This is a genomic window from Microbacterium faecale, from assembly GCF_014640975.1.
In the GTDB taxonomy this organism is placed as follows: Bacteria; Actinomycetota; Actinomycetes; order Actinomycetales; family Microbacteriaceae; genus Microbacterium; species Microbacterium faecale.
Genome location: NZ_BMHO01000002.1, coordinates 38723 through 61388, shown reverse-complemented (window position 1 = coordinate 61388; position 22666 = coordinate 38723). Strand labels below are relative to the sequence as shown.

Genomic DNA, 22666 nt, shown 5'->3' with positions numbered 1-22666 from the left:
ATCCGTTCGGGGTCACGATCGAGCGAAGAACGACAGCACGAGACCGACCGCCCGCCCCACCTTGCCGATGATGACGAGGACTTCGAGCACCGCCATCAGACCATTCAGCGTCGCACCGAGCACGCGCACGTTCTGAGCGAGGTCCGGTGCGCCGCCGACGTGTTGGAACTCCCGCTGCCACGACCGCTCCTGTCGGAAGAGGATCGCGTACGGCAGGAGGCGTTCGATGAGCACGTAGCGGTCGAGCTGCGCTTGCGCGACGGGGTCCGCCGCTGTCGGGCGGGGGGAGATCCCGAGGGCGCGGCCGCCCGCCGTCGCCTCACCCGCGCCGGTGCGCAGGGCGCCGTCCATCGATTGCAACGCGCGCATCCGCTCGCCCTCGGCGAGCCGAACGTAGCTGCGCAGGCCAGAGAGGTGCGTCCGCAGTGCGCGACCGCGGTCGGTGAAGCGCAACAGTGGCGGCGGGGCGAGCGTGAGCACCCAGAATACGAGCGCGATGTCGACGAAAACGACCACGACGCCCAGCCACGCGCCCTCGAGGATCGCACCGAGGATCAGGACGGCACCGAGGACCGCGGTTGCGAGGAAGATGAGCGAGAGCAGCACGAGGTGGAACGACCCGGATCCTCGACGGACGAGATCGTCACGGCGCATCTCGCGCCGCGTCTCGTCGATCACGCGCGTCAGCTGCTTGCGCTGACGGCGCCGAAACGCGGCCCGCCCCTTCACGAAGAACACGTCGGGGGCATGGGCCGCGTCGGGAACCTCGATGCCGATGTCGCGCAGGGCGCGCAGGTAGCGCCGCTGCTGCCGCGGCCGCAGCTTTCCTGGGCGCAGCGCGGAGAGAAACGCGTGTTCACGCGGGGTCAGACCCGCCTTATCGACGACCTCGACGGCGACGGGTCCGCGCCGTCCGCGCGGCGCGAGGATCCGGATGCGACGCGCGACGGCGAGCCCGGTCAACGCCGCGGAGAGCACCCGGCGGTCAGCGCGGAGAGCGAGACCGTGCTCGAAGACGTCGCCGGGAGGCGGCGTGAACAGGACCGTCGGTGATGACGGCAGGTGGCGTTGGATCGGCTTCGTGATCGCGATGATGATCAGCCCGACGAGGGCCAGGAGGATGCCGATCGCAAGAAAGCCGATGAGAGCGTTGGGATCTTCCACCACCTCACGCTATCGCGATCGCCCAGGCGGGCAGTACGCGCGCACCGGCGTTCTCACACCCCTCGCTGATAGGCTGGCGACGAACAACTCAACACCTCAGTGGAGCAGGCTCGTGCAGGAGCTGGTCCCTAGAAGTGATCTCCCGGACATCCCGGTGGGTTTCTCCTGGTGGCCAGCACACATCTCCTCTCCTGCTCCCGACGCACGCCCGTATGCGCGGGCACGACAGAAAGTGAGAGGCCTCGTGGAAGGTCCAGAGATCACCGCGGCCGAAACTGTCCTTGACAACGGACGATTCGGTACCCGCACCATTCGATTCGAGACGGGTCGCCTTGCCCAGCAGGCGCAGGGAGCCGTCGCCGCCTACCTCGACGAAGAGACCATGCTTCTCTCCGCGACGAGCGCAGGCAAGCACCCGCGTGAGGGCTTCGACTTCTTCCCCCTGACGGTGGACGTCGAGGAGCGCTCGTACGCCGCCGGCAAGATCCCCGGTTCGTTCTTCCGTCGCGAGGGACGTCCCTCCACCGACGCGATTCTCGTGTGCCGTCTGATCGACCGCCCGCTGCGCCCGTCCTTCGTGACGGGTCTGCGCAACGAGGTTCAGATCGTCGTCACCGTCCTCTCGATCGCGCCGGGCGAGTTCTACGACGCGCTCGCGATCAACGCCGCGAGCGCCTCGACGCAGATCTCCGGTCTGCCGTTCTCCGGGCCCATCGCCGGCGTGCGCCTCGCACTCGTCCCCGGCCTCGGCCAGCACGAGGACCAGTGGGTCGCGTTCCCGAATGCCGAGCAGCTGGACAGCGCCGTCTTCGACCTCATGGTCGCGGGCCGCGTGCTCGACAATGGCGAGGTCGCGATCATGATGGTCGAGGCCGAGGCGACCGAGGGGTCGTGGAACCTCATCCGCGGCGGCGCCGTGAAGCCGAATGAGGAGATCGTCGCCGGCGGCCTCGAGGCCGCGAAGCCGTTCATCAAGCAGCTCGTCCAGGCGCAGGCCGAGATGGCGTCGCAGGCGACTCGCGAGCCGCTCGAGTTCCCCGTCTTCCCGTCCTACAGCGACGAGGTCTTCTCGTTCGTGCGCGACAAGGCGCTCGAGGAGCTGACGGGCATCTATCAGATCGCCGACAAGCAGGAGCGCCAGAACGCCGACGATGCGCTCAAGGCGCGCATCAAGGACGAGGTCGCCGCGAAGGCCGAATCCGAGGAGCTTCCGGCGACCGCGCCCGGCGAGTTCTCCGCGGCCTACAAGGGCGTGACGAAGGAGGTCGTGCGCGGCCGGATCCTCACCGAGGGCGCACGCATCGACGGTCGCGGTCTCGCGGACATCCGTCCGCTCGATGCCGAAGTTCAGGTCATCCCGCGCGTGCACGGATCCGCGATCTTCCAGCGCGGCGAGACGCAGATCATGGGCGTCACGACGCTCAACATGCTCAAGATGGAGCAGCAGATCGACTCGCTGTCGCCGACGACGTCCAAGCGCTACATGCACCATTACAACTTCCCGCCCTACTCGACGGGCGAGACGGGGCGTGTGGGCAGCCCGAAGCGTCGCGAGATCGGCCACGGCTTCCTGGCAGAGCGCGCGCTCGTGCCGGTGCTCCCGACCCGCGAGGAGTTCCCTTACGCGATCCGCCAGGTCTCGGAGGCGCTGAGCTCGAACGGCTCGACCTCGATGGGGTCGGTGTGCGCCTCGACGCTGTCGCTGCTCAACGCTGGCGTGCCGCTGCGCGCTCCGGTCGCAGGCATCGCGATGGGCCTCGTGACGGAGGACGTCGATGGCGAGACGCGCTACGCCGCTCTGACGGACATCCTGGGCGCGGAGGACGCGCTCGGCGACATGGACTTCAAGGTCGCGGGAACCGGCGACTTCATCACGGCCCTGCAGCTCGACACGAAGCTCGACGGCATCCCGAGCGAGGTTCTCGCCGGCGCCCTCACCCAGGCGAAGGATGCGCGCCTGCGCATCCTCGAGGTGCTGAACTCGGCGATCGACGCCCCGGATGAGATGGCGCCGACCGCGCCGCGCGTGATCAGCGTGCAGGTCCCGGTCGACAAGATCGGCGAGCTGATCGGCCCGAAGGGCAAGACGATCAACGGCATCCAGGACGAGACCGGCGCGACGATCTCGATCGAGGACGATGGCACCGTGTACATCGGCGCGACGGACGGCCCGACGGCTGAGGCCGCCCGTGCTCAGGTGAACGCGATCGCCAACCCGACCAACCCCGAGGTCGGCGAGCAGTACCTCGGAACGGCGGTGAACATCGCGAAGTTTGGCGTGTTCGTCTCGCTGCTTCCGGGCAAGGACGGCCTGCTGCACGTCACCGAGCTGCGCAAGCTCAACGGCGGCAAGCGCGTCGAGAACATCGAGGAGGTCGTCTCGGTCGGCCAGAAGATCCTGGTGCGGATCTCGAAGGTCGACGACCGCGGCAAGCTGTCGCTCGAGCTCGTCCAGGAGGACCAGGAGACGGCCGAGGAGGCTGTCGAGGCCTGATCCTCATCTGACGCGAGACGCCACGCGGCTCGGACGCTCCCAGGGGCGTCCGAGCCGCGTCGTCGTTCGGATCCGTGACCGAATCGTAAGCGTGTCGCGGCCGGGGTCCGGCGGGAGCGGGGTTCAATGGATCGAGGGGACCAGATGGACACAGCACCGACACGGACGCACAGCGCGCGGGATGACCACGCGACGACACATCCGTCCGCGCCGCTTCCCGAGGTCGGACCGCCCGTGGCACACGGCCCGCGGATTCCGCTCGGTCGCACCGGGCTCCAGGTGTTCCCATTCGCACTCGGCACCGCGGGCTTCGGCCGCATCGATCCTCGCGCCGCGACCGCGATCCTGGATCGCTACGCCGAGTCGGGCGGCAACGCCGTGCACGTCACCGACCGCGACGCGGACGTCCTCGAACTCGTCGGCGGCTGGATCCGCTCGCGCGGCGTCAGGGATGACATCCTCCTGACTGCCCGCGTCGGTGCACCACGGCGCACGCGCACGGGGGACGAGCGCCTCGCCACGGGCTTCGATCGCGTGCTCGACGGACTGCGGGCGGAGCGCGTCGACGTTCTCACACTCGACACCGCCGCGCAGGGCCATGACGCGACGCGACTCGAGCACGCACTCGCGGCCGCCGAGCCGCTCGTCGCCTCCGATGCGGTGCGCTCCGTCGGCGCGTACGGTCTCGACGCCACGCAGCTGCTCGAGGCGCGGGTCTTGGCGTCGGGCGGCTACCCGCGCATTGATGTATTCGAGACCCCGTACGGCCTCGGCGACCGGGCGGGGTTCGAAGGCGATCTGCGTCGCGTCGTTGTGCCGCAGCGCGTGGCGGTGACGCCCGTCGATGCGATCCCCCTGAGCCTGCTGGCCCACGTTCCGCGCCCCGGGCGGGCGGGGATCCCTCGTTTCCGTGGGCGATTGATGCGCGCGCTCGACGCCGTCTCGCGCGAGGCGGGCCTGACGGCGGCCGCCACGGCGCTCGCTTGGGTGCGCGCACAGCGCGCCGTCGCGGCGCCGATCGTCGACGTGCTCGCCGTGCACCACATCGACGATCTCGCCCCCGCCGCGACCGCGGAGCTGACGACGGCACAGGCCGCGCGACTGGACCGCATCGGTTCGCGATAGGCTGGAGCACGGGCAGCGGCCGTGGCATCCTGGTCGCGCTCGGAACTTCACGACGAAGCGGACGGCTGTGACGCACTACATCTACCTTGTACGCCACGGTGAGCACCAGGACGCGGAGCACGGTCTCGAAGACGGACCGCTGTCGGCGCGCGGCGCGCGCCAGGCGGCCCTGCTCGCCGATCGACTTTCCGGCGTGCCGTTCGAGTCTGTGTGGCATTCGCCGCTCGTGCGCGCGACTGAGACGGCGCGAATCCTCGCGGATCGTATGCCGGCGATCGATCCGCAGCCGCACGCGCTGCTGTTCGACTGTGTGCCGACGGGCATGACCGACGAGACCCCGTCGGTGTTCGAACCGTTCTTCGGGGGCATCAGCGACGAAGAGATCGAAGCGGGCCAGGCGCAGATGGCCGACGCCGTCGGCGAGTTCCTCGTGCGCAAGTCGGGCGACGTGCACGAGCTGCTCATCTCGCACAACTTCGTGATCTCGTGGTTCGTCCGCGAGGTGCTCGGCGCCGAGGAGTGGCGTTGGATGACGCTGAACCAGGCGCATTGCGGCCTCACGGTCCTCGCTCAGAAGCAGGGGCGGCCGTGGAACCTCGTGAGTCACAACGACATCGCCCACCTGCCGTATGAGCTGCGCACCGGCCTCCCGGAGATCCCGCCCGTCTGACCGTCGACGGCTCCGTAGGATGGAAGCATGAGACGCGTGGCACTGGCCGGAAACGGCAAGCTCGGCAGCATCATTCGCACCGTCATCGAGGATGAGCCCGGATACGACCTGCACGCCGTGCTGACCTCATCGAGCAGCCTCGACGAGCTCGACGGCGCCGACCTCGTCGTCGACGCCACGACGCCCGACGCGAGCGAGCGCATCGTCCGCGCCGCGATCGAGCGCGGGGCGGACGTCGTCATCGCGACGAGCGGCTGGTCGGCCGAGCGCGTCGCCGGTCTGCGGCAGCCCGTGGAGGCCGCCGAGGTCGGCGTCGTCGTCGTGCCGAACTTCTCGCTCGGCTCCGTGCTGGGGTCCGCCCTGTCCGCGGCGGCCGGACGCTTCTTCCCCTTCGCTGAGATCATCGAGGCGCACCGGGACACGAAGATCGACTCGCCCAGCGGCACGGCGGTGCGCACTGCGGAGCTGATCTCGGCGGCCAGGGATCTCCCGGTCGAAGCCCCGCACGCCGACCAGCGCGCCCGTGGCCAGCAGGTCGCGGCGGTACCCGTCCACTCGCTGCGGCGTCCTGGCGTCGTCGCTCAGCAGCAGACGATCCTGTCCGGGCCCGGCGAGACCCTCTCGATCGTGCACGACACCTCCGACCCCGCCGAGGCGTACGGGCCGGGAATCCGCATCGCGCTCTCCGGCATCGGCGGTCGGCGCGGGGTGACCGTCGGGCTCGAGAACTTCATCGACATCGGAATCGGCGACCCGCGATCGGGACCGGCGGAGTCGGACGGCCCCGCGTCGTGAGAGTCCGCATCGGCGTCGCCGTCATGGCCGCCGTTTTCGCTCTCTACATCTGGCTGCTCGGCGGACGCGCCATCGCCATGATCGGAGCGGGTCTCGACACCGGTGAGCCGATCGCGGTCGTGATGGGAGGCGCCCTCGTAGTCTTCCCGCTCGTCGGCGCCTGGGCTCTGGGGCGGGAGCTGTGGTTCGGTTGGCGGGGCGACCGGCTCGCGAAACGGCTGGCAGCCGAAGGCGCGCTTCCCGACGACGAGGTCGACCTGATGCCCTCGGGCCGCGTCGTGCGCCGCGACGCCGACGAACTCTTCCCCGCGTACCGCTCGGCCGTCGAGCAGACACCGAACGATTGGCGGGCGTGGTTCCGGCTCGGCGTCGCGTATGACGCCGCGGGGGACCGGCGACGGGCGCGGGCGGCGACGCGTCAGGCGATCCGTCTCGAGCGCCACGGAGCCTAACGAGTGGGGCGCGGAGCGAATGTCGTGTCGGATGCCGCTGGCATCGGGCCTGGCGGGGAGGAGCCGGTCTGCGGATCCTTCGGCACTGCGGCGGCGACACGACATTCGCTCAGCGGGTGACCTCACCGTGCCCGCGGATGGTGGTTACGCGAGGGACGCCTCGATCGTGATGTCGATCCCGGCGAGAGCCTGCGAGATCGGGCAACCCGACTTCGCGCCCTCGGCGATCTTCTGGAACTCATCCTCGGAGATCCCCGGCACGCTGGCCGAGACGTTGAGGTGACTGCCCGTCACACCGGTGCCGGGAACGAACGTCACCGACGCGGTCGTGCGGACGTTGTCCGGTGTGAAGCCCGCCTGGCCGAGCTCATTCGAGAGCGCCATGTTGAAGCACGACGAGTGGGCAGCAGCGATGAGCTCCTCCGGCGTCGTCGTCGATTCGGCGCCCTCACTGCGCGCGCGCCAGTCAACGGGGAACGTGCCGATCCCCGAGGCCGGGTCGACGGATCCGGACCCGTCCTTGAGCGATCCGGACCACGTTGCCGTCGCTTCGCTGGTTACCGACATAATTGCCTCCTCGAGGGGTTGGAATGTGCCCGGTCGTGGCCAGCCTAACCACACTCGGCGTGGGGCGATACGCTGAGGGCATGTCGGCGCCGATCCCCACCCCGTACGAAGACCTCCTCCGCGACGTGCTCGCCCACGGATCCCATAAATCTGACCGCACGGGGACCGGTACCACGAGCGTGTTCGGTCGGCAGATGCGATTCGACCTCTCGCAGGGCTTCCCCCTCATCACGACCAAGCGCGTGCATTTCCGTTCGCTCGCATTGGAGCTGCTGTGGTTCCTCCGCGGCGACTCGAATGTCCGCTGGCTGCAGGAGCGCGGCGTGACGATCTGGGACGAGTGGGCGGACGAGAACGGCGACCTCGGCCCGGTGTACGGCGTGCAGTGGCGTTCCTGGCCCACTCCCGACGGCGGGCACATCGACCAGATCGAGAAGGTGCTCGATCAGATCCGTGCGACGCCCGACTCGCGTCGCATGATCGTCTCCGCGTGGAACCCGGCGGAGGTCGACAACATGGCGCTGCCGCCGTGCCACGCGATGTTCCAGTTCTATGTCGCGGACGGACGCCTCAGCTGCCAGCTCTATCAACGCAGCGCCGACCTCTTCCTCGGGGTGCCGTTCAACATCGCCAGCTACGCCATGCTCACGATGATGATGGCCGAGCAGGCGGGCCTCGAACCCGGTGACTTCGTCTGGACCGGCGGCGACTGCCACATCTACGACAACCACCGCGAGCAGGTCGCGGAGCAGCTGTCGCGGGATCCCTACCCCTACCCGCAGCTGAAGATCGGCCCCGCCGACAGCATCTTCTCGTACGAGTTCGACGACTTCGAGCTCGTCGACTACCGACACCACCCTACGATCCGCGGCGCGGTCGCGGTCTAGACGCGTGCTGCGGGCGATCTGGGCGCAGGCCCACGGGCGGATCCTCGGCGCCGACGGCACCATGCCGTGGCACGTTCCCGAGGACCTCGCATACTTCTCGCGCATGACGGCGGGATCGGCCGTCATCATGGGGCGGCGCACCTGGCAGTCGTTCCCGGACCGGTTTCGTCCGCTGCCTGGCAGGCGCAACATCGTCGTCACCCGTGACGCCGCGTTCGAGGCGCCGGGCGGCGAGACCGTCTCATCGCCGGACGAAGCGATCCGGATCGCCGGCGTCGACGCGTGGGTCATCGGCGGCGGCGAGATCTATCGACAGCTGATGGCCGAGCTCGACGAGGTCGCCGTGACCGAGATCGACCTCGCGGTCGACGGCGATACGACCGCGCCAGAGCTCGGCGCGGAGTGGATCCTCTCATCGCGCGATCCGGAGACGGGCTGGCACACGAGCAGCACCGGCACGCGATATCGCTTTCTCATGTACGCGCGACGCTCAGCGCGCGCTAGCCTAGAGGCATGACGCAACCCGAGAACCCGTTCGGTCAGGTGCTCGTCGCGCTCGTCACGCCGATGACGCCCGACGGCGAGGTCGACTGGGGTGCGACGGAGCAGCTCATCGACGACGTCATCGTCTCGGGAGCGGATGGCGTCGTCGTCACCGGGACGACGGGGGAGACCTCGACCCTGACCGACCCGGAGAAGATCCGACTCGTCGAGGTCGGAAAGTCCGTGGCATCGGGTCGCGCGAAGATCATCACGGGCGGCGGATCGAACGAGACCGCGCACGCGATCGAGCTCTATGAGAAGAGCGAGAAGGCCGGCGCAGACGGCATCATGATCGTCACGCCGTATTACAACAAGCCGACGCAGGCGGGCATCCTCACCCACTTCCGGCTGATTGCCGACTCGACGGATCTGCCGACGATCCTTTACGACATCCCGGGGCGCACGGGCGTTCCGATCCGGTATGAGACCTTCCTCCGTCTCGCGAAGCATCCGAATATCCTCGCGGTGAAGGACGCGAAGGCCGACTTCAGCGAGGTCAGTCGCGTGCTCAACCAGACTGATCTGATCTATTTCTCCGGCGACGACGCGAACACGTTGCCCCTCCTGTCCATCGGCGCCTCGGGCCTCATCGGCGTCACGGCGAATATCGCCGCCGGTCCATATCGAACCATGGTCGACGCAGTGAATCGCGGAGACCTCACCACCGCCACCGAGCAGCACAAGAAGCTCGAACCGCTTGTCCGCGCCGTCATGACTCACGTGCCGGGAACGGTCTCCACGAAGTACATCCTCCACGGCCTCGGCCGCATCTCGAGTCCGCGCGTGCGCCTGCCGCTCGTCGGTCCCGAGGAATGGGAGGCCGCTGTGATCGAGGACGGATTCGCCCTCGTGGACGGCATCGACGGCGTGGACGTGTCGAACTTCCGCCCAGACCGCAACGCGGCCGCGGGTGGGGCACTGCCCCAGGTGCCTGGCACCACTCGGTGACGTCTGACCCTGCGCGCACGCGCGGAAAGGCGCTATGTCCACCCCTGTTTTTGATCCCCCCGCACTCGAGTCCGGCGCGCTGCGCTTCACGCCACTCGGCGGTCTCGGCGAGGTCGGCCGCAACATGGCCATGTACGAGTTCGGCGGCAAGATCCTCATCGTCGACTGCGGTGTGCTTTTCCCCGAGGAGCACCAGCCCGGCGTCGACCTGATCCTGCCGGACATGGATCCGCTTCGCGATCGCCTCGATGACGTCGTTGGCCTCGTCCTCACGCACGGCCACGAGGACCACATCGGCGCCGTTCCGTACCTCCTCCGCATGCGGGCGGACATTCCGATCTACGGCTCGAAGCTGACGCTCGCACTCATCTCCGCGAAGCTCAAGGAGCACCGGATCACGCCGAACACGCACCTCGTCCGCGAGGGCGAGACGCTGGACGTCGGTCCGTTCGGGCTCGAATTCGTCGCGGTGAACCACTCGATCCCGGACGCGCTGGCCGTCGCGATCCGCACCGATGCCGGCCTCGTCCTGCACACGGGCGACTTCAAGATGGACCAGCTCCCGCTCGACGGACGGCTCACCGACCTGCGCGCGTTCGCGCGCCTCGGGGAGGAGGGCGTCGACCTGTTCCTGCCCGACTCGACGAACGCCGATGTGCCGGGCTTCACGCCCACGGAGCGCGACATCGGGCCGGTCATCGACCAGGTGATGTCCAAGACGACAGGGCGCGTCATCGTCGCGAGCTTTGCGAGCCACGTCCACCGTGTGCAGCAGGTGATCGACGCCGCGCACGCCAACGGCAGGCGCGTGGCGCTGCTCGGACGGTCGATGGTGCGCAACATGACGATCGCACAGCAGCTCGGCTACCTCGAGGTGCCCGCGGGCACGCTCGTCGACTACAAGAAGTCGCACGATATCCCCGACAACGAAATCGTGTACATGTCCACCGGGTCGCAGGGCGAGCCCATGGCGGTCCTGAGCCGCATGGCGAACCTCGACCACGTGATCGAGCCCGGCGAGGGCGACACGGTCATCCTCGCCTCGAGCCTCATCCCGGGCAACGAGAACGCCGTGTACCGGGTCATCGATGGGCTCACGAAGCTCGGCGCGAACGTGGTGCACAAGGCGAACGCGAAGGTGCACGTGTCCGGTCACGCGGCCGCTGGCGAGCTCCTGTATTGCTACAACATCCTGCGCCCGAAGAACGTCATCCCCGTGCACGGCGAGTTCCGTCACCTGACCGCGAGCGCCCAGCTCGCACACCAGACCGGCATCGCCGAGGCCGCGACGTTCATCATTGAGAACGGCACGTCGATCGACCTCAAGGACGGCGAGGCCTGGGCATCGGGCCAGCTCGATCTCGGCTTCGTGTACGTTGACGGTTCGTCGGTCGGCACGATCACCGACGCCGACCTCAAGGATCGCCGCGTGCTCGGCGAGGAGGGATTCGTCTCGGTCATCGTCGTCATGGACTCGAAGACGGGGCGCATCATCACGGGCCCCGAGATCCACGCGCGCGGCGTCGCCGAGGACGAAGGGGTGTTCGACAAGATCAAGCCCAAGATCATCGCCGCGCTCGAAGAAGCGGCCGAGAAGGGGGTGCGGGACAATCACGCCCTGTCGCAGACGATGCGTCGCACGATCGGACGGTGGGTGGGCCAGCGCCTGCGTCGCCGCCCGATGATCGTGCCGCTCGTGATCGAGGCGTGATCGCCGCTATCTGACAGCGATCGGGGCCTCCCGTGCGCGTCCTCCCTGTGTTCGTCGGGGGTCGGACGTACCGTAGAGCCCATGGCCCGCTCGTCAACCGCGCCCAAGAAGAACGCGCAGAACGAATCGCGCGCCTCCGCACGAGGCGCGTCGAAGCGATCTGCGCCCGCGCCCAAGAACCACATCGACGATCCCGATCGGCCGGCCGTGCCCGTGCGTGCCTGGAACGGCATCGCACGGGCTGTCGGTGGCCTGTTCCGTGCCTTCGGCTCGGAGACGCTCGCGAAAGATGACCGTCGCGACGGCTTCCCGCTTCTGCTGGTGCTGCTCGCGGTGGCCGGGGCCGTCACGGAATGGTTCTTCATCGGCAACGAGGTGGCCGCCGCCATCAGCGCGTACACGTTCGGCGGGCTCATCGGCCGCACGGCGTTCGTCTTCCCCGTGCTGCTCCTGCTGCTGGCGGGCTGGCTGTTCCGTCATCCGGCGACGGTCAACGACAACGGCCGCGTCGGCATCGGCTTCGCGCTGCTGACGATCTCGGTTGCGGCCATCTGCCATCTCGCGCTGCTGCGGCCCGCGCCTGTCGAAGGCATGCCGTCGCTCAGCGAGTCCGGCGGCCTGTTCGGCTGGATGATCGGCGAGCCGCTCGGCCTCCTCGTGACGCCGATCGGCGCCTACGTCGTGCTCGGTGTGTTCATCGCGCTGAGCCTGTTGATCATCACGAAGACCCCGCCGAACCGCATCGGCCGTCGCCTGCGCGACCTGTACACCTGGATGTTCGACGCCGAGCCGGTCGAAGAGTCGACCTCCGACGACCAGACGGCGACGAAGGTCCTCGACGAGAAGCCGGCGCGGAAGCGTCGCGGTCGCAAGAAGAACGACGACGAGCAGCTGTTCGACGGCGCGGACGAGCTTCCGTGGTGGCGACGCAACGCGTCGGGCCGAGAAGAGGACGTCGACGGCGTCGCGGATCCGCAGCAGCTCACCGAGCTGCTCGGCGAGCAGGATGACCGCGGCTACGACCAGTCCGTCGTCGAGATCGACGACGCGACCACGGCTGATCAGGCCACGCAGGTGCTCGACGACCCGGCGCTTGCCCGTCTGCGTGCGCAGAGCGGCGAGGATGCCCACCTCGGTCTCGTCGGCGACGGCGACGAGGGTCTCGACGGCGAGCTCGGCGGAATCTCCGGGTTCGGCACGGATGGCCCGGGAGCGCGCGGTCCGCAGCCGCCGGAGTCGCCGTACGTGCTGCCGTCGCCGGCCTCGCTCGCGGCCGGACCCCCTGCGGTCGTGACCTCGGAGGCGAACGACCGGATGGTCGCGCAGATCGAGAAGGTATTCGAGGAGTTCAAGGTCAACGCGTCGGTGACCGGTTTCTCGCGTGGCCCGACGGTGACGCAGTACGAGGTCGAGCTCGGCCCCGGCGTCAAGGTCGAGAAGATCACGCAGCTGTCCAACAACATCTCCTACGCGGTCGCATCGAACGACGTCCGGATCCTCGCACCGATCCCCGGTAAGAGCGCGATCGGCATCGAGATCCCCAACACCGACCGCGAGACGGTCGCGCTCGGCGACATCCTGCGTTCGCCGGCGTCGCAAAAGTCGACGCACCCGTTGACGATCGGCGTCGGCAAGGACGTCTCGGGCGGCTTCGTCATCGCCAATCTCGCGAAGATGCCGCACCTTCTCGTCGCCGGCTCGACCGGATCCGGTAAGTCGAGCTTCGTCAACTCGATGATCACGAGTCTGCTCATGCGCGCCAAGCCGAGCGAGGTGCGCATGGTGCTGATCGACCCGAAGCGCGTCGAGCTCACGAGCTACGCGGGCGTACCGCACCTGATTACGCCGATCATCACGAACCCGAAGAAGGCGGCCGAAGCGCTGCAGTGGGTCGTGAAGGAGATGGACATGCGGTACGACGACCTCGCGTCGTTCGGATACCGCCACATCGACGACTTCAACCGCGCGGTCGTCGCGGGTGAGATCGAGCTTCCCGCGGGATCCGAACGCGTCCTCAAGCCCTACCCGTACCTGCTCGTCGTCGTCGACGAGCTGGCCGACCTCATGATGGTCGCACCGCGTGACGTCGAAGACTCGATCGTGCGCATCACGCAGCTCGCGCGCGCGTCCGGAATCCACCTCGTGCTGGCGACGCAGCGACCCTCGGTCGACGTCGTGACCGGGCTCATCAAGGCCAACGTGCCCTCGCGCCTCGCATTCGCGGTGACGAGCGTGACCGACTCCCGCGTCATCCTCGACGGTGCGGGCGCCGACAAGCTCATCGGGCAGGGTGACGCGCTGTTCTCCCCGATGGGGTCCGGCAAGCCGTTCCGACTCCAGGGCGCGTGGGTGACCGAGAACGAAATCGATTCGGTCGTCAAGCACGTCACCGGCCAGGCGCGTCCGGAGTATCGGGCGGACGTCGCGGAGGCGATCGAAGCACCGAAGAAGGAGATCGACGAAGACATCGGCGACGATCTCGAGGTGCTGCTCGCGGCGACCGAGCTGATCGTCTCGAGCCAGTTCGGTTCGACGTCGATGCTGCAGCGCAAGCTCCGCGTCGGCTTCGCGAAGGCCGGTCGGCTCATGGACCTGCTGGAGTCGCGCGAGATCGTCGGCCCCTCCGAGGGTTCGAAGGCGCGAGACGTCCTGGTGGCGCCGGATCAGCTCCCGAACGTCCTGGCGCGATTGAAGGGCCAGCAGCCGCCGGCCGCGGCGCCCTCAGCAGCCTCCGCACCGGAGGCAGACGACATGCCGCAGACGGCCCCCGTCCCGAGCGCAGAGACCGACCCGATCGAGGCGCAGTTCGACGGCATGCCGACGGTCGAGGTCAGCGACGACGAGGACGCCTGGGGACTCACGGGTCGCGACTGACAGACTGTTCCCATGGCGATCCACCCCCAGCTTCCGAACGCGATCACGATCGTTCGGATACCGCTCGCGGTCCTCTTCTTCGTCCTCCTGCTCATCGGCGGATGGCTGGGGGAGACGCAGTTCGGCGTCCGAATCGCGGCCGCTGTCCTGTTCATCGTCGCGATCTCGACCGACTGGGTCGACGGTTGGCTCGCCCGCCGCCACGACATCGTCAGCGACTTCGGCAAGCTCTGGGATCCGATCGCTGACAAGCTGTTGACCGGATCGGCCTTCGTCGGCCTGGCGATCCTCGGTGAGATCCCTTGGTGGATGGTCGTCGTGATCCTCGTCCGGGAGTGGGGCATTACCGTGCACCGCCTCGTCGTGCGGCGATCTCACGTGGTCGCGGCGGCCTGGATGGGCAAGGTCAAGACGGCGCTCCAGGGCGTCGCGCTGTCGTGGGCGCTCCTTCCGCTCCACCCGGTCATCGGGATCGACGCGTGGGCGGTGACGACCTCGGTGCTCATGTGGGCCGTGGTGCTTCTCACCATCGCAAGCGGCATCGACTATGTCATCGCGCAGGTCCGAGGGGCGCGGTCCGCGACATGACGGATCCGCTCCCGGATGCCCGCGCGCTGCTCGCGCTGCTCGCGGAGCGGGACTGGTCGATTGCGACGGCCGAATCGTTGACGGGCGGCCTCTTGGCGAGCGCGCTCGTCGACGTGCCCGGCGCGTCGGCGAGCATGCGCGGCGGCGTCATCGCGTATGACACGGAGCTGAAGCGCCAGCTGCTCGGCGTCGATGCCGAGCTGCTGCGCACGCGCGGGCCCGTGGACGCGGACGTCGCGCGGCAGATGGCCGGCGGGGTGCGTCGCGCGCTGGAACTCGACGGACGCCCCGCCGATGTCGGCCTTGCGACGACGGGCGTGGCGGGACCGGGTCCGGCCGACGGGCATCCCGCGGGGACCGTGCATGTCGCGGTCGCGACACCGCACGGTGTGCGCACTGTACGCGAGGTGCTCGAGGGCGACCGCGCTCAGATCCGCCGGGCGTGTGTCGCGCTCGCGCTCCGCCTGGCAATCGACGCCGTGCGGGAATGAACCAGCTGTGAGAACAGTTTCATCGACGTAACCGTTCACCGAATCGTGCCTCAGGCGGTCGATCCTCGATTAACCTGGTATCAGACGGTCCGCCGATCAGGCGGACGACGATTCGAGAAACGCGAGAGACAGGAGGGGCCGCCATGATCCTGGTACGTCAAGAGATCGGCGACGTGCTTCGCGATTTCCGACAGCAGCAGGGGCAGACGCTCCGTCAGGTAGCGAGCAGAGCGAGTGTTGCGCTCGGATATCTCAGCGAGGTCGAACGCGGCCAGAAGGAGGTCTCGAGCGAGATCCTCGCTTCGGTGACCGAGGCGCTGGGTGTGTCGATGGCTGAAGTGATGCGCCGCGTGGGCGACCGCCTTGCGGTGCTCGAGGGCATCGAGGATGCGTTCCCGGACGTCGTGCCCGACGATCTTGTGGCCGAGGTCGAACCCGAGCTGTCGCTGCGATGATTGCGCGCGCATGAGGCGCAGCGAATTCCTTCGCGCGGTCGATCAGCATTTCGGCGCGCGTGCCAGCTGGATCCTCGACGATCTGGTGCTCCCCGGTCTCAACCGCACAGCCGCAGAGGCGCTCGATGGCGGCACCCCTCCGCGCGACATCTGGACGGCGCTGTGCGAAGAGACCGACCTTCCCGCGTCCGCACGGTACGGCGTCGGGCTGCGCCAGGCGAAGAGCGGTTGACGCCGCGCGTTCGAACCTGAGTTCGATCTTCGGCGCGTCGCTGTCGAAGATTCGTTCTAACGCGCGTAGTCTCGTGCACAACGTGGAATCTGTACGACTCGTCCACATTCCGGCAGGCCCCGGCTTCGTTTGTCAGTGGTCATCCGTAACGTGACGAGTGGCAGCAGACGCCACGCGCCCTGTCGAAGAATCCGCCCCTCCGAGGCGGGTCACGACAGCCTTTGGGCGGCAGTACACGAGCGGAGAAGGAGTCCACCATGGCAACAGCAGCAGACCGCGAGAAGGTCCTCGAAACGGCCCTCGCCCAGATCGATCGCCAGTTCGGCAAGGGAACCGTCATGCGCCTGGGCAGCGAAGAGCGCGCCCCGGTCGACGTCATCCCCACGGGCTCCATCGCCCTCGATGTGGCGCTCGGCGTCGGCGGCCTTCCGCGAGGCCGCGTCGTCGAGATCTACGGCCCGGAGTCGTCGGGTAAGACGACGCTGACGCTTCACGCGATCGCGAACGCCCAGGCCGCTGGCGGCATCGCGGCCTTCGTCGACGCCGAGCACGCGCTCGACCCCGAATACGCACAGAAGCTCGGCGTCGACATCGACGCGCTGCTCGTCTCGCAGCCCGACACGGGTGAGCAGGCGCTTGAGATCTCCGACATGCTCATCCGCTCCGGCGCGATCGACCTCGTCGTCATCGACTCGGTGGCGGCACTCGTTCCGCGTGCCGAGATCGAGGGCGAGATGGGCGACTCCCACGTCGGTCTGCAGGCGCGACTGATGTCGCAGGCCCTGCGGAAGATCACCGGTGGGCTCAGCCAGACCAAGACGACCGCGATTTTCATCAACCAGCTTCGCGAGAAGGTCGGCGTGTTCTTCGGCTCGCCCGAGACGACGGCCGGCGGTAAGGCGCTCAAGTTCTATGCGTCGGTCCGTCTCGACATCCGCAGGATCGAGACGATGAAGGAAGGCGCGGAGGCCATTGGAAACCGCACGCGCGTCAAGGTCGTCAAGAACAAGATGGCGCCGCCGTTCAAGCAGGCCGAATTCGACATCCTGTACGGCACGGGCATCTCGCGCGAGGGGTCGCTGATCGACTTCGGCGTGGAGCACGGCATCGTCAAGAAGTCGGGCTCCTGGTACACGTACGACGGCGACCAGCTCGGCCAGGGCAAGGAGAACGCTCGTCGGTTCCTCAAGCAGAACACCGATGTGGCCCAGGAGATCGAAGACAAGATCAAGGTCAAGATCGGTCTCCTCAAGGACCCGGAGGCGGCAGCGGAGGCTGAGGCCCCGGTCGACGACATCGCGGCACGCCGAACGGCCTGAGCTGATCATGTCTGACCACGACACGGACGGGGGCGAGCGTCTCGCCCCTGTCGTGCCCCTGTTCGGTGGGACGGTGCCGGATCGCCCCGTTGCCGGCGCTGACGAGGCGCCTGACGTCGGTTCGGACGGCGCTGACGATTGGCACACGACGTGGCGCGGCGCCGCCGCCGCGCCCCCCGTGGCCGACGAGCAGGCCGCGCCGGCCGACGATATCGATGACGAGAGCGACGGCGACGGTGACGAATCGCAGGTGATCGCCGACCGCGCGACGCGGCGGCTTGAGCGCGCGCTGGCCGCACGCGGCATGTCCGAACGCGAAGCACGTGATCGGCTGCGGCGCGACAACGTCGAGCCGCACGCGGTCGAGGACATCATCGACCGTCTGCTGCGCGTCGGTGCGATCGATGACGATCGTCTTGCCGAGCAGCTCCTGCACGCCGCGCTCACGCGCAAGAACCAGGGACGGCGTGCGATCGCGCAGGCGCTCGCGAAACGGGGCATCGCGCGCGAATCTATCGATGCGGCGCTCGAGGATCTGCCAGATGACGACTACGAGCGCGCGCTGGAGTTCGCCCGCGGGAAGGCGCCGCAGCTGGCGCGATTCGATCACGAGACGGCGCTGCGTCGTCTCGTGGGGCAGCTCTCGCGGCGTGGGTTCGGAGGGTCGCTCGTGATGAGCGTCGCGCGGCAGGCGCTCGACGAGGCACAGTCGGGCACGGCATCGGTGCGCTTCCGGTAGGTGACGGCGCGCGGTGTCGCAGCATTACGTAGAATTGCAGGCGTTATGACCACGCCATCCAGCGCACCGACGCTCATCGACACCTCGCCCGCAGCGTTCGACGAGACGGGCCGTGCACGCTCCTACGAGGTGCGGACGTTCGGCTGCCAGATGAACGTGCACGACTCCGAGCGTCTGTCTGGCTCGCTGGAGAGCGCCGGGTACGTGCCCGTGGACGCGGGGGAAGACGCCGATGTCATCATCATCAACACGTGCGCTGTCCGCGAGAACGCTGCCGGAAAGCTCTACGGCACCCTCGGGTACCTGAAATCGAAGAAGGACCGTCACGAGGGAATGCAGATCGCCGTCGGCGGCTGCCTCGCGCAGATGGACAAAGACGCCGTCTCCGAGAAGGCGCCCTGGGTGGATGTCGTTTTCGGTACGCACAACATGGGGTCACTTCCGCAGCTGCTCGAACGGTCGCGCCACAACGAGCAGGCCGAACTCGAGATCCTCGAATCGCTCGAGGTGTTCCCCTCGACGCTTCCGACGAAGCGCGAGTCGCACTACTCCGGCTGGGTGTCGATCTCGGTCGGCTGCAATAACACCTGCACCTTCTGCATCGTGCCGAGCCTGCGTGGCAAAGAGAAGGACCGCCGCCCCGGCGACATCCTCGAGGAGATCAAGCTGCTCGTCGACGACGGCGCGATCGAAGTCACGCTCCTCGGACAGAACGTCAACACGTACGGCGTCGAGTTCGGTGACCGCCACGCCTTCAGCAAGCTCCTCCGCGCCTGCGGCGAGATCGACGGCCTGGAGCGCGTGCGCTTCACCAGCCCGCACCCGGCGGCATTCACCGACGATGTGATCGACGCGATGGCGGAGACGCCGAACGTCATGCCGCAGCTGCACATGCCCCTGCAATCGGGCAGTGACAAGGTTCTGAAGGACATGCGGCGCTCGTACCGCTCCAAGAAGTTCCTCGGCATCCTCGACCGCGTGCGTGAGCGAATGCCCGAGGCGGCGATCACGACCGACATCATCGTCGGGTTCCCGGGGGAGACCGACGAGGACTTCGAAGACACGCTGCGCGTCGTCGAAGCGGCTCGCTTCGCCAGCGCCTTCACGTTCCAGTATTCGATCCGGGAAGGGACTCCGGCGGCCACGATGCCCGACCAGATCCCGAAGGAGGTCGTGCAGGAGCGCTACGACCGCCTGATGGCCCTGCAGAAGCGCATCACGCTGGAGGAGAACGAGAAGCAGCTAGGTCGCACGCTCGATCTGCTTGTCTCGACGGGCGAAGGCAAGAAGGACGCCGCAACGCACCGCCTCACGGGCCGCGCGGAGGACAACCGCCTCGTGCACTTCGCCGTCCCCGAAGGGAGCGAGACCCCGCGTCCGGGCGACGTCGTGACCGTTACTGTGACGCATGCCGCGCCCTCGCACCTTCTCGCCGACAGTATCGATGGTTCCCCGCTCATCATCCGCCGCACGCAGGCAGGCGATGCCCACGACCGCCGCCAGTCCTCATCGTGCGCCGTGCCGGCGACCGGCGGCGCAACAGCCGACGGCGCGGTGAGCCTCGGCCTGCCGACGTTGCGCGCCGGGGCCTGACGGTGTCCGCCGATGCCCGCCTCTGGGCGATCGTCGGCGCGACCGGGACGGGGAAGAGCTCGCTCTCTCTCGGTCTCGCCGAGAGTCTCGCCGCACGAGGAGAAGCCGCCGAGGTCATCAACGCCGACGCGATGCAGCTGTATCGCGGCATGGACATCGGTACGGCGAAACTGTCGGCCCATGAACAGCGCGGCATCCCGCACTACCTGTTCGACGTGCTGGACGTCACCGAGGAGGCGGCGGTCGCCGACTATCAGACGCGTGCCCGCGGGGTGATCGATGACATTCTCTCGCGCGGTCGTCACGCGATCCTCGTGGGTGGGTCCGGGCTGTACGTCTCGAGCGTCATTTACGACTTCCGCTTCCCGCCCCGCGACCCCGAGCGCCGCGTCGCACTCGAGGGCCGCTTGGCCGCTGAGGGCATCGGCTCGCTCTACGCCGAGCTCCGCGAGCGCGACGCCGCCACCGCCGAGCGGATCGATCCGCGGAACGAACGTCGCGTCGTTCGCGCGCTCGAGGTGCTCGATCAGGGCGGCACGGGCCACGGCGCCGCCCTCCCCGCCGAACCCCGGGCCTGGCGTGAGACCGACCTCGTGGGTCTCGCCATGGAACGCGCACAGCTCGTCGAGCGCCTCGACGCGCGCGTAACGCAGATGTGGGCCGACGGCATGCTCGCAGAAACCGCCGAACTCCGCGACCGCGGCCTCGAACGGGGCAAGACCGCCAGTCGCGCGATCGGTTACGCTCAGGCGCTCGACCAGCTCGCCGGAAACAAGACCGAGGACGAAGCTATCGCGGAGACCCAGGCGCTCACGCGCCGCTACGCGCGTCGCCAGGTCAGCTGGTTCAAGCGATACGCCGACGTTCGTTGGTTCGATGCGGGGGCCGTATCCGCGCGTGATGTGCTCGGGTAGTTCTTTGCGGTCGTGACGTGTCGCTCCGCGATCGTGCCCTCGCCGACGCGATCCCGCGAACCCGCTGCGCGGCTCCGCCCGCCAGGCCCGAGCCAGCGTCGGCGAGGGCACGATCGCTGTGCTCCGTGACACCGTGCAACGCAGCGTGCGAGACGAGCGCGCTCAACGACCGACGAGGCCAGCTTCGTAGGCGAGGATCACGAGCTGGACGCGGTCGCGCGCCCCGAGCTTCTGCAGGATCCGCCCGATGTGGGTCTTGACCGTCGAGATCGACAGGAAGAATTTCTCGGCGAGTTCATCGTTCGTCAGCCCCGCGCCGATCGCGACGAGGATTTCGCGCTCACGCGGGGTGAGGACGGCGAGGCGTTCATCGTCGGCGGTGGTCCGCTCGGGCGCTGAGACGAACTGCTCGATCATCCGGGCCGTGACGCGCGGTGCGAGCGCGGCGTCTCCGGAATGCACCGCCCGAATCGCCCCGAGCAGCTCGGGCGGCCGAGCGTCCTTGAGGAGGAAGCCGCTGGCGCCGGCGCGGAGCGCGCCGAAGGCGTACTCGTCGAGATCGAAGGTCGTCAGCACCAGGATCTTCGGGGCGTCATCGCGCGACGTGATGCGGTCCGTCGCGGCGATGCCGTCGAGGCCGGGCATGCGCACGTCCATGAGCATGATGTCGATGCCGCCGGCCTCGGCGAGCTCCACGGCCGCGTGCCCGTCGTCGGCCTCAGCGACGACGTCGATGTCGGGCTGCGCCTCGAGCATCATGCGCAGTCCCATCCGCACGAGTTCCTGATCATCCGTGATGGCGACGCGGATCACCGCAGCCTCGGTCATGTCGTTCCCTTCGTGCTGAGCGTCACGCGGACGCGCCAGCGCCCATCCGGGCGCGGCCCGGCTTCGACCGTACCGTCGTGCAGAGCCGCACGCTCGCGCATTCCCACGAGACCACGCCCCGTGCCATCAGCAGGGGGCGAGGCCGCCGTCGTTTCGTTGTCGATGGTGAGCGTGATCGTGCCGTCGATGTTCGTGGCGGTGACGTCCACATGGCGCGTGTGCGGAGCGTGGCGCAGCACGTTGGTGAGCGACTCCTGGACGATGCGGTACGTGGTCAGGGCGACGCCGCCGCCGGACGGGATGGGGTCGCCCTCACCATGCCAGCGCACGGGGAGTCCGGCGTCGCGGAACTGCGACACGAGGGTCTGGATCGACCCGTTCACGGGCAGCGGGGCGAGTTCAGCGGGGGCGTCGGGTGCGCGCAGCACGCCCAGCAGACGTCGCATCTCGGCAAGCGAGTCGCGCCCCGTGTCGGCGACGCGACGCATGGCCGCGGGCGCCCGATCCGATCCGGCCTCGGCCTGTGCCGCCGCCCCCTCGCTGAGCGTGATCATGACCGTGAGGCTGTGCGAGACGATGTCGTGCATCTCACGCGCGATGCGGGTGCGTTCCTCGCTCACCGCGAGCTGTGCGCGCTGGTCGCGCTCGCGCGCGAGGTCTTCGGCGCGAGCGATGAGGGCGCGCTCGTAGCGGCGCCTGCCGCCGACCCAGAGCCCGACAAGCGTCGGAACGATGAATGCCGACGCCGCCTGCAGGAAGAAGGCGACCACCTGGATCCAGACGGCCGGGGCCGCGGCGTCCGGCGCGAAGTCGAGCGAATCGGTGTTGTCGATGAGGAAGGTGACGAACCACACGAGTGTCGTGAGCGCGAAGCCGATCCACGCCTGTTTGGAGCGCGCGAAGACCGCGAGAGAGTACAACGCGACCCAGGCCGAGAGCACCCCGAGGGGCTCGCCGACGACCGGTATCGCGCCGGTGATGATCGCGATCACGAGCAGTACGAACGGGATCCGGCGTCGGAGGAGTGTCGCCGCGAAGAGCGCGGCGGCGCACACGAAGCCGACCGGGAGGAGTGGCCACTCACTGACGGTGGCCGCCATGATGGGGATCAGTGCCGCCGGTATCAGAACGGTGACCGTCGCGATGACGATGTCGACCGTGCGCGGATGGCGGTCGATCCAGCGGCGGAAGAACCCGGGCGGACGCGGAAGCGCGAGCTCGCCCGACCCCTGTGCGGGGCCGGGCGAGGCAGGCGTGGTTCCGGTCACGTGTACGAA

Annotated in this window: 22 protein-coding genes; 18 read left to right on the top strand and 4 right to left on the bottom strand. The window is 68.3% G+C overall.

Features of this window, described 5'->3' with window-relative positions; translation table 11 throughout:
* Positions 1 to 12 precede the first annotated feature (12 nt).
* Positions 13 to 1164: a DUF2207 domain-containing protein gene (locus IEW87_RS13230; protein WP_188712868.1), complete on the bottom strand. Its 1152-nt coding sequence runs from the start codon at positions 1162 to 1164 to the stop codon at positions 13 to 15.
* Between the two features lie 244 nt (positions 1165 to 1408).
* Between IEW87_RS13230 and IEW87_RS13225 the strand changes: the two genes are divergently transcribed.
* From IEW87_RS13225 to IEW87_RS13205, 5 genes are all read left to right on the top strand, one after another.
* Positions 1409 to 3658 carry a polyribonucleotide nucleotidyltransferase gene (locus tag IEW87_RS13225; RefSeq protein ID WP_188712867.1) on the top strand — a complete coding sequence of 750 codons (2250 nt, stop codon included), beginning with the start codon at positions 1409 to 1411 and terminating at the stop codon, positions 3656 to 3658.
* 144 nt (positions 3659 to 3802) lie between these two features.
* Positions 3803 to 4783 (top strand): aldo/keto reductase, encoded by a 981-nt coding sequence (locus IEW87_RS13220; RefSeq protein WP_188712866.1) that lies wholly within the window; start codon positions 3803 to 3805, stop codon positions 4781 to 4783.
* A gap of 67 nt (positions 4784 to 4850) precedes the next feature.
* Complete coding sequence (locus IEW87_RS13215) at positions 4851 to 5453, top strand: histidine phosphatase family protein (protein ID WP_188712865.1); 603 nt, start codon at positions 4851 to 4853, stop codon at positions 5451 to 5453.
* Positions 5454 to 5480: 27 nt separating this feature from the next.
* Positions 5481 to 6248 (top strand): 4-hydroxy-tetrahydrodipicolinate reductase, encoded by a 768-nt coding sequence (locus IEW87_RS13210; RefSeq protein WP_188712864.1) that lies wholly within the window; start codon positions 5481 to 5483, stop codon positions 6246 to 6248.
* Positions 6245 to 6700 carry a tetratricopeptide repeat protein gene (locus tag IEW87_RS13205; RefSeq protein WP_188712863.1) on the top strand — a complete coding sequence of 152 codons (456 nt, stop codon included), beginning with the start codon at positions 6245 to 6247 and terminating at the stop codon, positions 6698 to 6700. Before IEW87_RS13210 ends, IEW87_RS13205 begins: the two co-directional genes overlap by 4 nt.
* Before the next feature lie 144 nt (positions 6701 to 6844).
* Here the strand turns inward: IEW87_RS13205 and IEW87_RS13200 are convergent, their stop codons facing one another.
* On the bottom strand, positions 6845 to 7267 hold the full coding sequence (locus IEW87_RS13200; RefSeq protein WP_188712862.1) for an OsmC family peroxiredoxin: 423 nt from the start codon (positions 7265 to 7267) through the stop codon (positions 6845 to 6847).
* Positions 7268 to 7347: 80 nt separating this feature from the next.
* Here IEW87_RS13200 and IEW87_RS13195 point away from each other — a divergent pair, with 80 nt between their 5' ends.
* The 13 genes from IEW87_RS13195 (at position 7348) to miaA (ending at position 20561) form a co-directional block, all read left to right on the top strand.
* Entirely contained in the window at positions 7348 to 8154 is an 807-nt protein-coding gene (locus IEW87_RS13195; protein WP_188712861.1) for a thymidylate synthase, read from the top strand.
* A 4-nt stretch (positions 8155 to 8158) separates the two neighbouring features.
* The gene (locus IEW87_RS13190; RefSeq protein WP_188712860.1) at positions 8159 to 8671 is read left to right on the top strand and encodes a dihydrofolate reductase; all 513 of its coding nucleotides are present in this window, start codon (positions 8159 to 8161) and stop codon (positions 8669 to 8671) included.
* Positions 8668 to 9645: a 4-hydroxy-tetrahydrodipicolinate synthase gene (gene dapA, locus IEW87_RS13185; RefSeq protein ID WP_188712859.1), complete on the top strand. Its 978-nt coding sequence runs from the start codon at positions 8668 to 8670 to the stop codon at positions 9643 to 9645. The genes IEW87_RS13190 and dapA overlap by 4 nt, the downstream gene beginning before the upstream one ends.
* A 34-nt stretch (positions 9646 to 9679) precedes the next feature.
* On the top strand, positions 9680 to 11356 hold the full coding sequence (locus IEW87_RS13180; RefSeq protein WP_188712858.1) for a ribonuclease J: 1677 nt from the start codon (positions 9680 to 9682) through the stop codon (positions 11354 to 11356).
* An 81-nt stretch (positions 11357 to 11437) separates the two neighbouring features.
* Positions 11438 to 14230, top strand: a complete 2793-nt coding sequence (locus tag IEW87_RS13175) for an FtsK/SpoIIIE family DNA translocase (protein WP_188712857.1) — start codon at positions 11438 to 11440, stop codon at positions 14228 to 14230.
* A gap of 12 nt (positions 14231 to 14242) precedes the next feature.
* Positions 14243 to 14818: a CDP-diacylglycerol--glycerol-3-phosphate 3-phosphatidyltransferase gene (pgsA, locus tag IEW87_RS13170; RefSeq protein WP_188712856.1), complete on the top strand. Its 576-nt coding sequence runs from the start codon at positions 14243 to 14245 to the stop codon at positions 14816 to 14818.
* Positions 14815 to 15309 carry a CinA family protein gene (locus tag IEW87_RS13165; protein ID WP_188712855.1) on the top strand — a complete coding sequence of 165 codons (495 nt, stop codon included), beginning with the start codon at positions 14815 to 14817 and terminating at the stop codon, positions 15307 to 15309. Before pgsA ends, IEW87_RS13165 begins: the two co-directional genes overlap by 4 nt.
* 143 nt (positions 15310 to 15452) lie before the next feature.
* A complete protein-coding gene (locus IEW87_RS13160) occupies positions 15453 to 15764 on the top strand; it encodes a helix-turn-helix domain-containing protein (RefSeq protein WP_188712854.1) in 312 nt (103 codons plus the stop codon).
* A 10-nt stretch (positions 15765 to 15774) separates the two neighbouring features.
* Positions 15775 to 15996: a DUF3046 domain-containing protein gene (locus tag IEW87_RS13155; RefSeq protein ID WP_188712853.1), complete on the top strand. Its 222-nt coding sequence runs from the start codon at positions 15775 to 15777 to the stop codon at positions 15994 to 15996.
* Between the two features lie 257 nt (positions 15997 to 16253).
* The gene (gene recA, locus IEW87_RS13150; RefSeq protein WP_188712852.1) at positions 16254 to 17315 is read left to right on the top strand and encodes a recombinase RecA; all 1062 of its coding nucleotides are present in this window, start codon (positions 16254 to 16256) and stop codon (positions 17313 to 17315) included.
* 7 nt (positions 17316 to 17322) lie between these two features.
* Positions 17323 to 18054, top strand: a complete 732-nt coding sequence (locus tag IEW87_RS13145) for a regulatory protein RecX (RefSeq protein WP_188712851.1) — start codon at positions 17323 to 17325, stop codon at positions 18052 to 18054.
* A 45-nt stretch (positions 18055 to 18099) separates the two neighbouring features.
* Positions 18100 to 19647, top strand: coding sequence for a tRNA (N6-isopentenyl adenosine(37)-C2)-methylthiotransferase MiaB (gene miaB / locus IEW87_RS13140; protein WP_188712850.1), 1548 nt, complete (start codon positions 18100 to 18102; stop codon positions 19645 to 19647).
* A 2-nt stretch (positions 19648 to 19649) separates the two neighbouring features.
* Complete coding sequence (miaA, locus tag IEW87_RS13135) at positions 19650 to 20561, top strand: tRNA (adenosine(37)-N6)-dimethylallyltransferase MiaA (protein WP_188712849.1); 912 nt, start codon at positions 19650 to 19652, stop codon at positions 20559 to 20561.
* A gap of 162 nt (positions 20562 to 20723) precedes the next feature.
* On the opposite strand, the gene IEW87_RS13130 is transcribed toward miaA, so the two are convergent.
* Positions 20724 to 21389 carry a response regulator transcription factor gene (locus IEW87_RS13130; RefSeq protein ID WP_188712848.1) on the bottom strand — a complete coding sequence of 222 codons (666 nt, stop codon included), beginning with the start codon at positions 21387 to 21389 and terminating at the stop codon, positions 20724 to 20726.
* Entirely contained in the window at positions 21386 to 22657 is a 1272-nt protein-coding gene (locus IEW87_RS13125) for a sensor histidine kinase (protein WP_188712847.1), read from the bottom strand. Before IEW87_RS13125 ends, IEW87_RS13130 begins: the two co-directional genes overlap by 4 nt.
* Between the last annotated feature and the right edge of the window lie 9 nt (positions 22658 to 22666).

What these genes read in the sequence shown, in the direction of transcription:
- IEW87_RS13220 (WP_188712866.1), top strand. Translation starts at nt 3,803, where the DNA reads ATGGACACAGCACCGACACGGACGCACAGCGCGCGGGATGACCACGCG.
- IEW87_RS13210 (WP_188712864.1), top strand. Translation starts at nt 5,481, where the DNA reads ATGAGACGCGTGGCACTGGCCGGAAACGGCAAGCTCGGCAGCATCATT.
- IEW87_RS13200 (WP_188712862.1), bottom strand. Translation starts at nt 7,267, where the DNA reads ATGTCGGTAACCAGCGAAGCGACGGCAACGTGGTCCGGATCGCTCAAG.
- IEW87_RS13195 (WP_188712861.1), top strand. Translation starts at nt 7,348, where the DNA reads ATGTCGGCGCCGATCCCCACCCCGTACGAAGACCTCCTCCGCGACGTG.
- dapA (WP_188712859.1), top strand. Translation starts at nt 8,668, where the DNA reads ATGACGCAACCCGAGAACCCGTTCGGTCAGGTGCTCGTCGCGCTCGTC.
- IEW87_RS13180 (WP_188712858.1), top strand. Translation starts at nt 9,680, where the DNA reads ATGTCCACCCCTGTTTTTGATCCCCCCGCACTCGAGTCCGGCGCGCTG.
- IEW87_RS13175 (WP_188712857.1), top strand. Translation starts at nt 11,438, where the DNA reads ATGGCCCGCTCGTCAACCGCGCCCAAGAAGAACGCGCAGAACGAATCG.
- pgsA (WP_188712856.1), top strand. Translation starts at nt 14,243, where the DNA reads ATGGCGATCCACCCCCAGCTTCCGAACGCGATCACGATCGTTCGGATA.
- IEW87_RS13165 (WP_188712855.1), top strand. Translation starts at nt 14,815, where the DNA reads ATGACGGATCCGCTCCCGGATGCCCGCGCGCTGCTCGCGCTGCTCGCG.
- IEW87_RS13160 (WP_188712854.1), top strand. Translation starts at nt 15,453, where the DNA reads ATGATCCTGGTACGTCAAGAGATCGGCGACGTGCTTCGCGATTTCCGA.
- IEW87_RS13155 (WP_188712853.1), top strand. Translation starts at nt 15,775, where the DNA reads ATGAGGCGCAGCGAATTCCTTCGCGCGGTCGATCAGCATTTCGGCGCG.
- recA (WP_188712852.1), top strand. Translation starts at nt 16,254, where the DNA reads ATGGCAACAGCAGCAGACCGCGAGAAGGTCCTCGAAACGGCCCTCGCC.
- IEW87_RS13145 (WP_188712851.1), top strand. Translation starts at nt 17,323, where the DNA reads ATGTCTGACCACGACACGGACGGGGGCGAGCGTCTCGCCCCTGTCGTG.
- miaB (WP_188712850.1), top strand. Translation starts at nt 18,100, where the DNA reads ATGACCACGCCATCCAGCGCACCGACGCTCATCGACACCTCGCCCGCA.
- IEW87_RS13130 (WP_188712848.1), bottom strand. Translation starts at nt 21,389, where the DNA reads ATGACCGAGGCTGCGGTGATCCGCGTCGCCATCACGGATGATCAGGAA.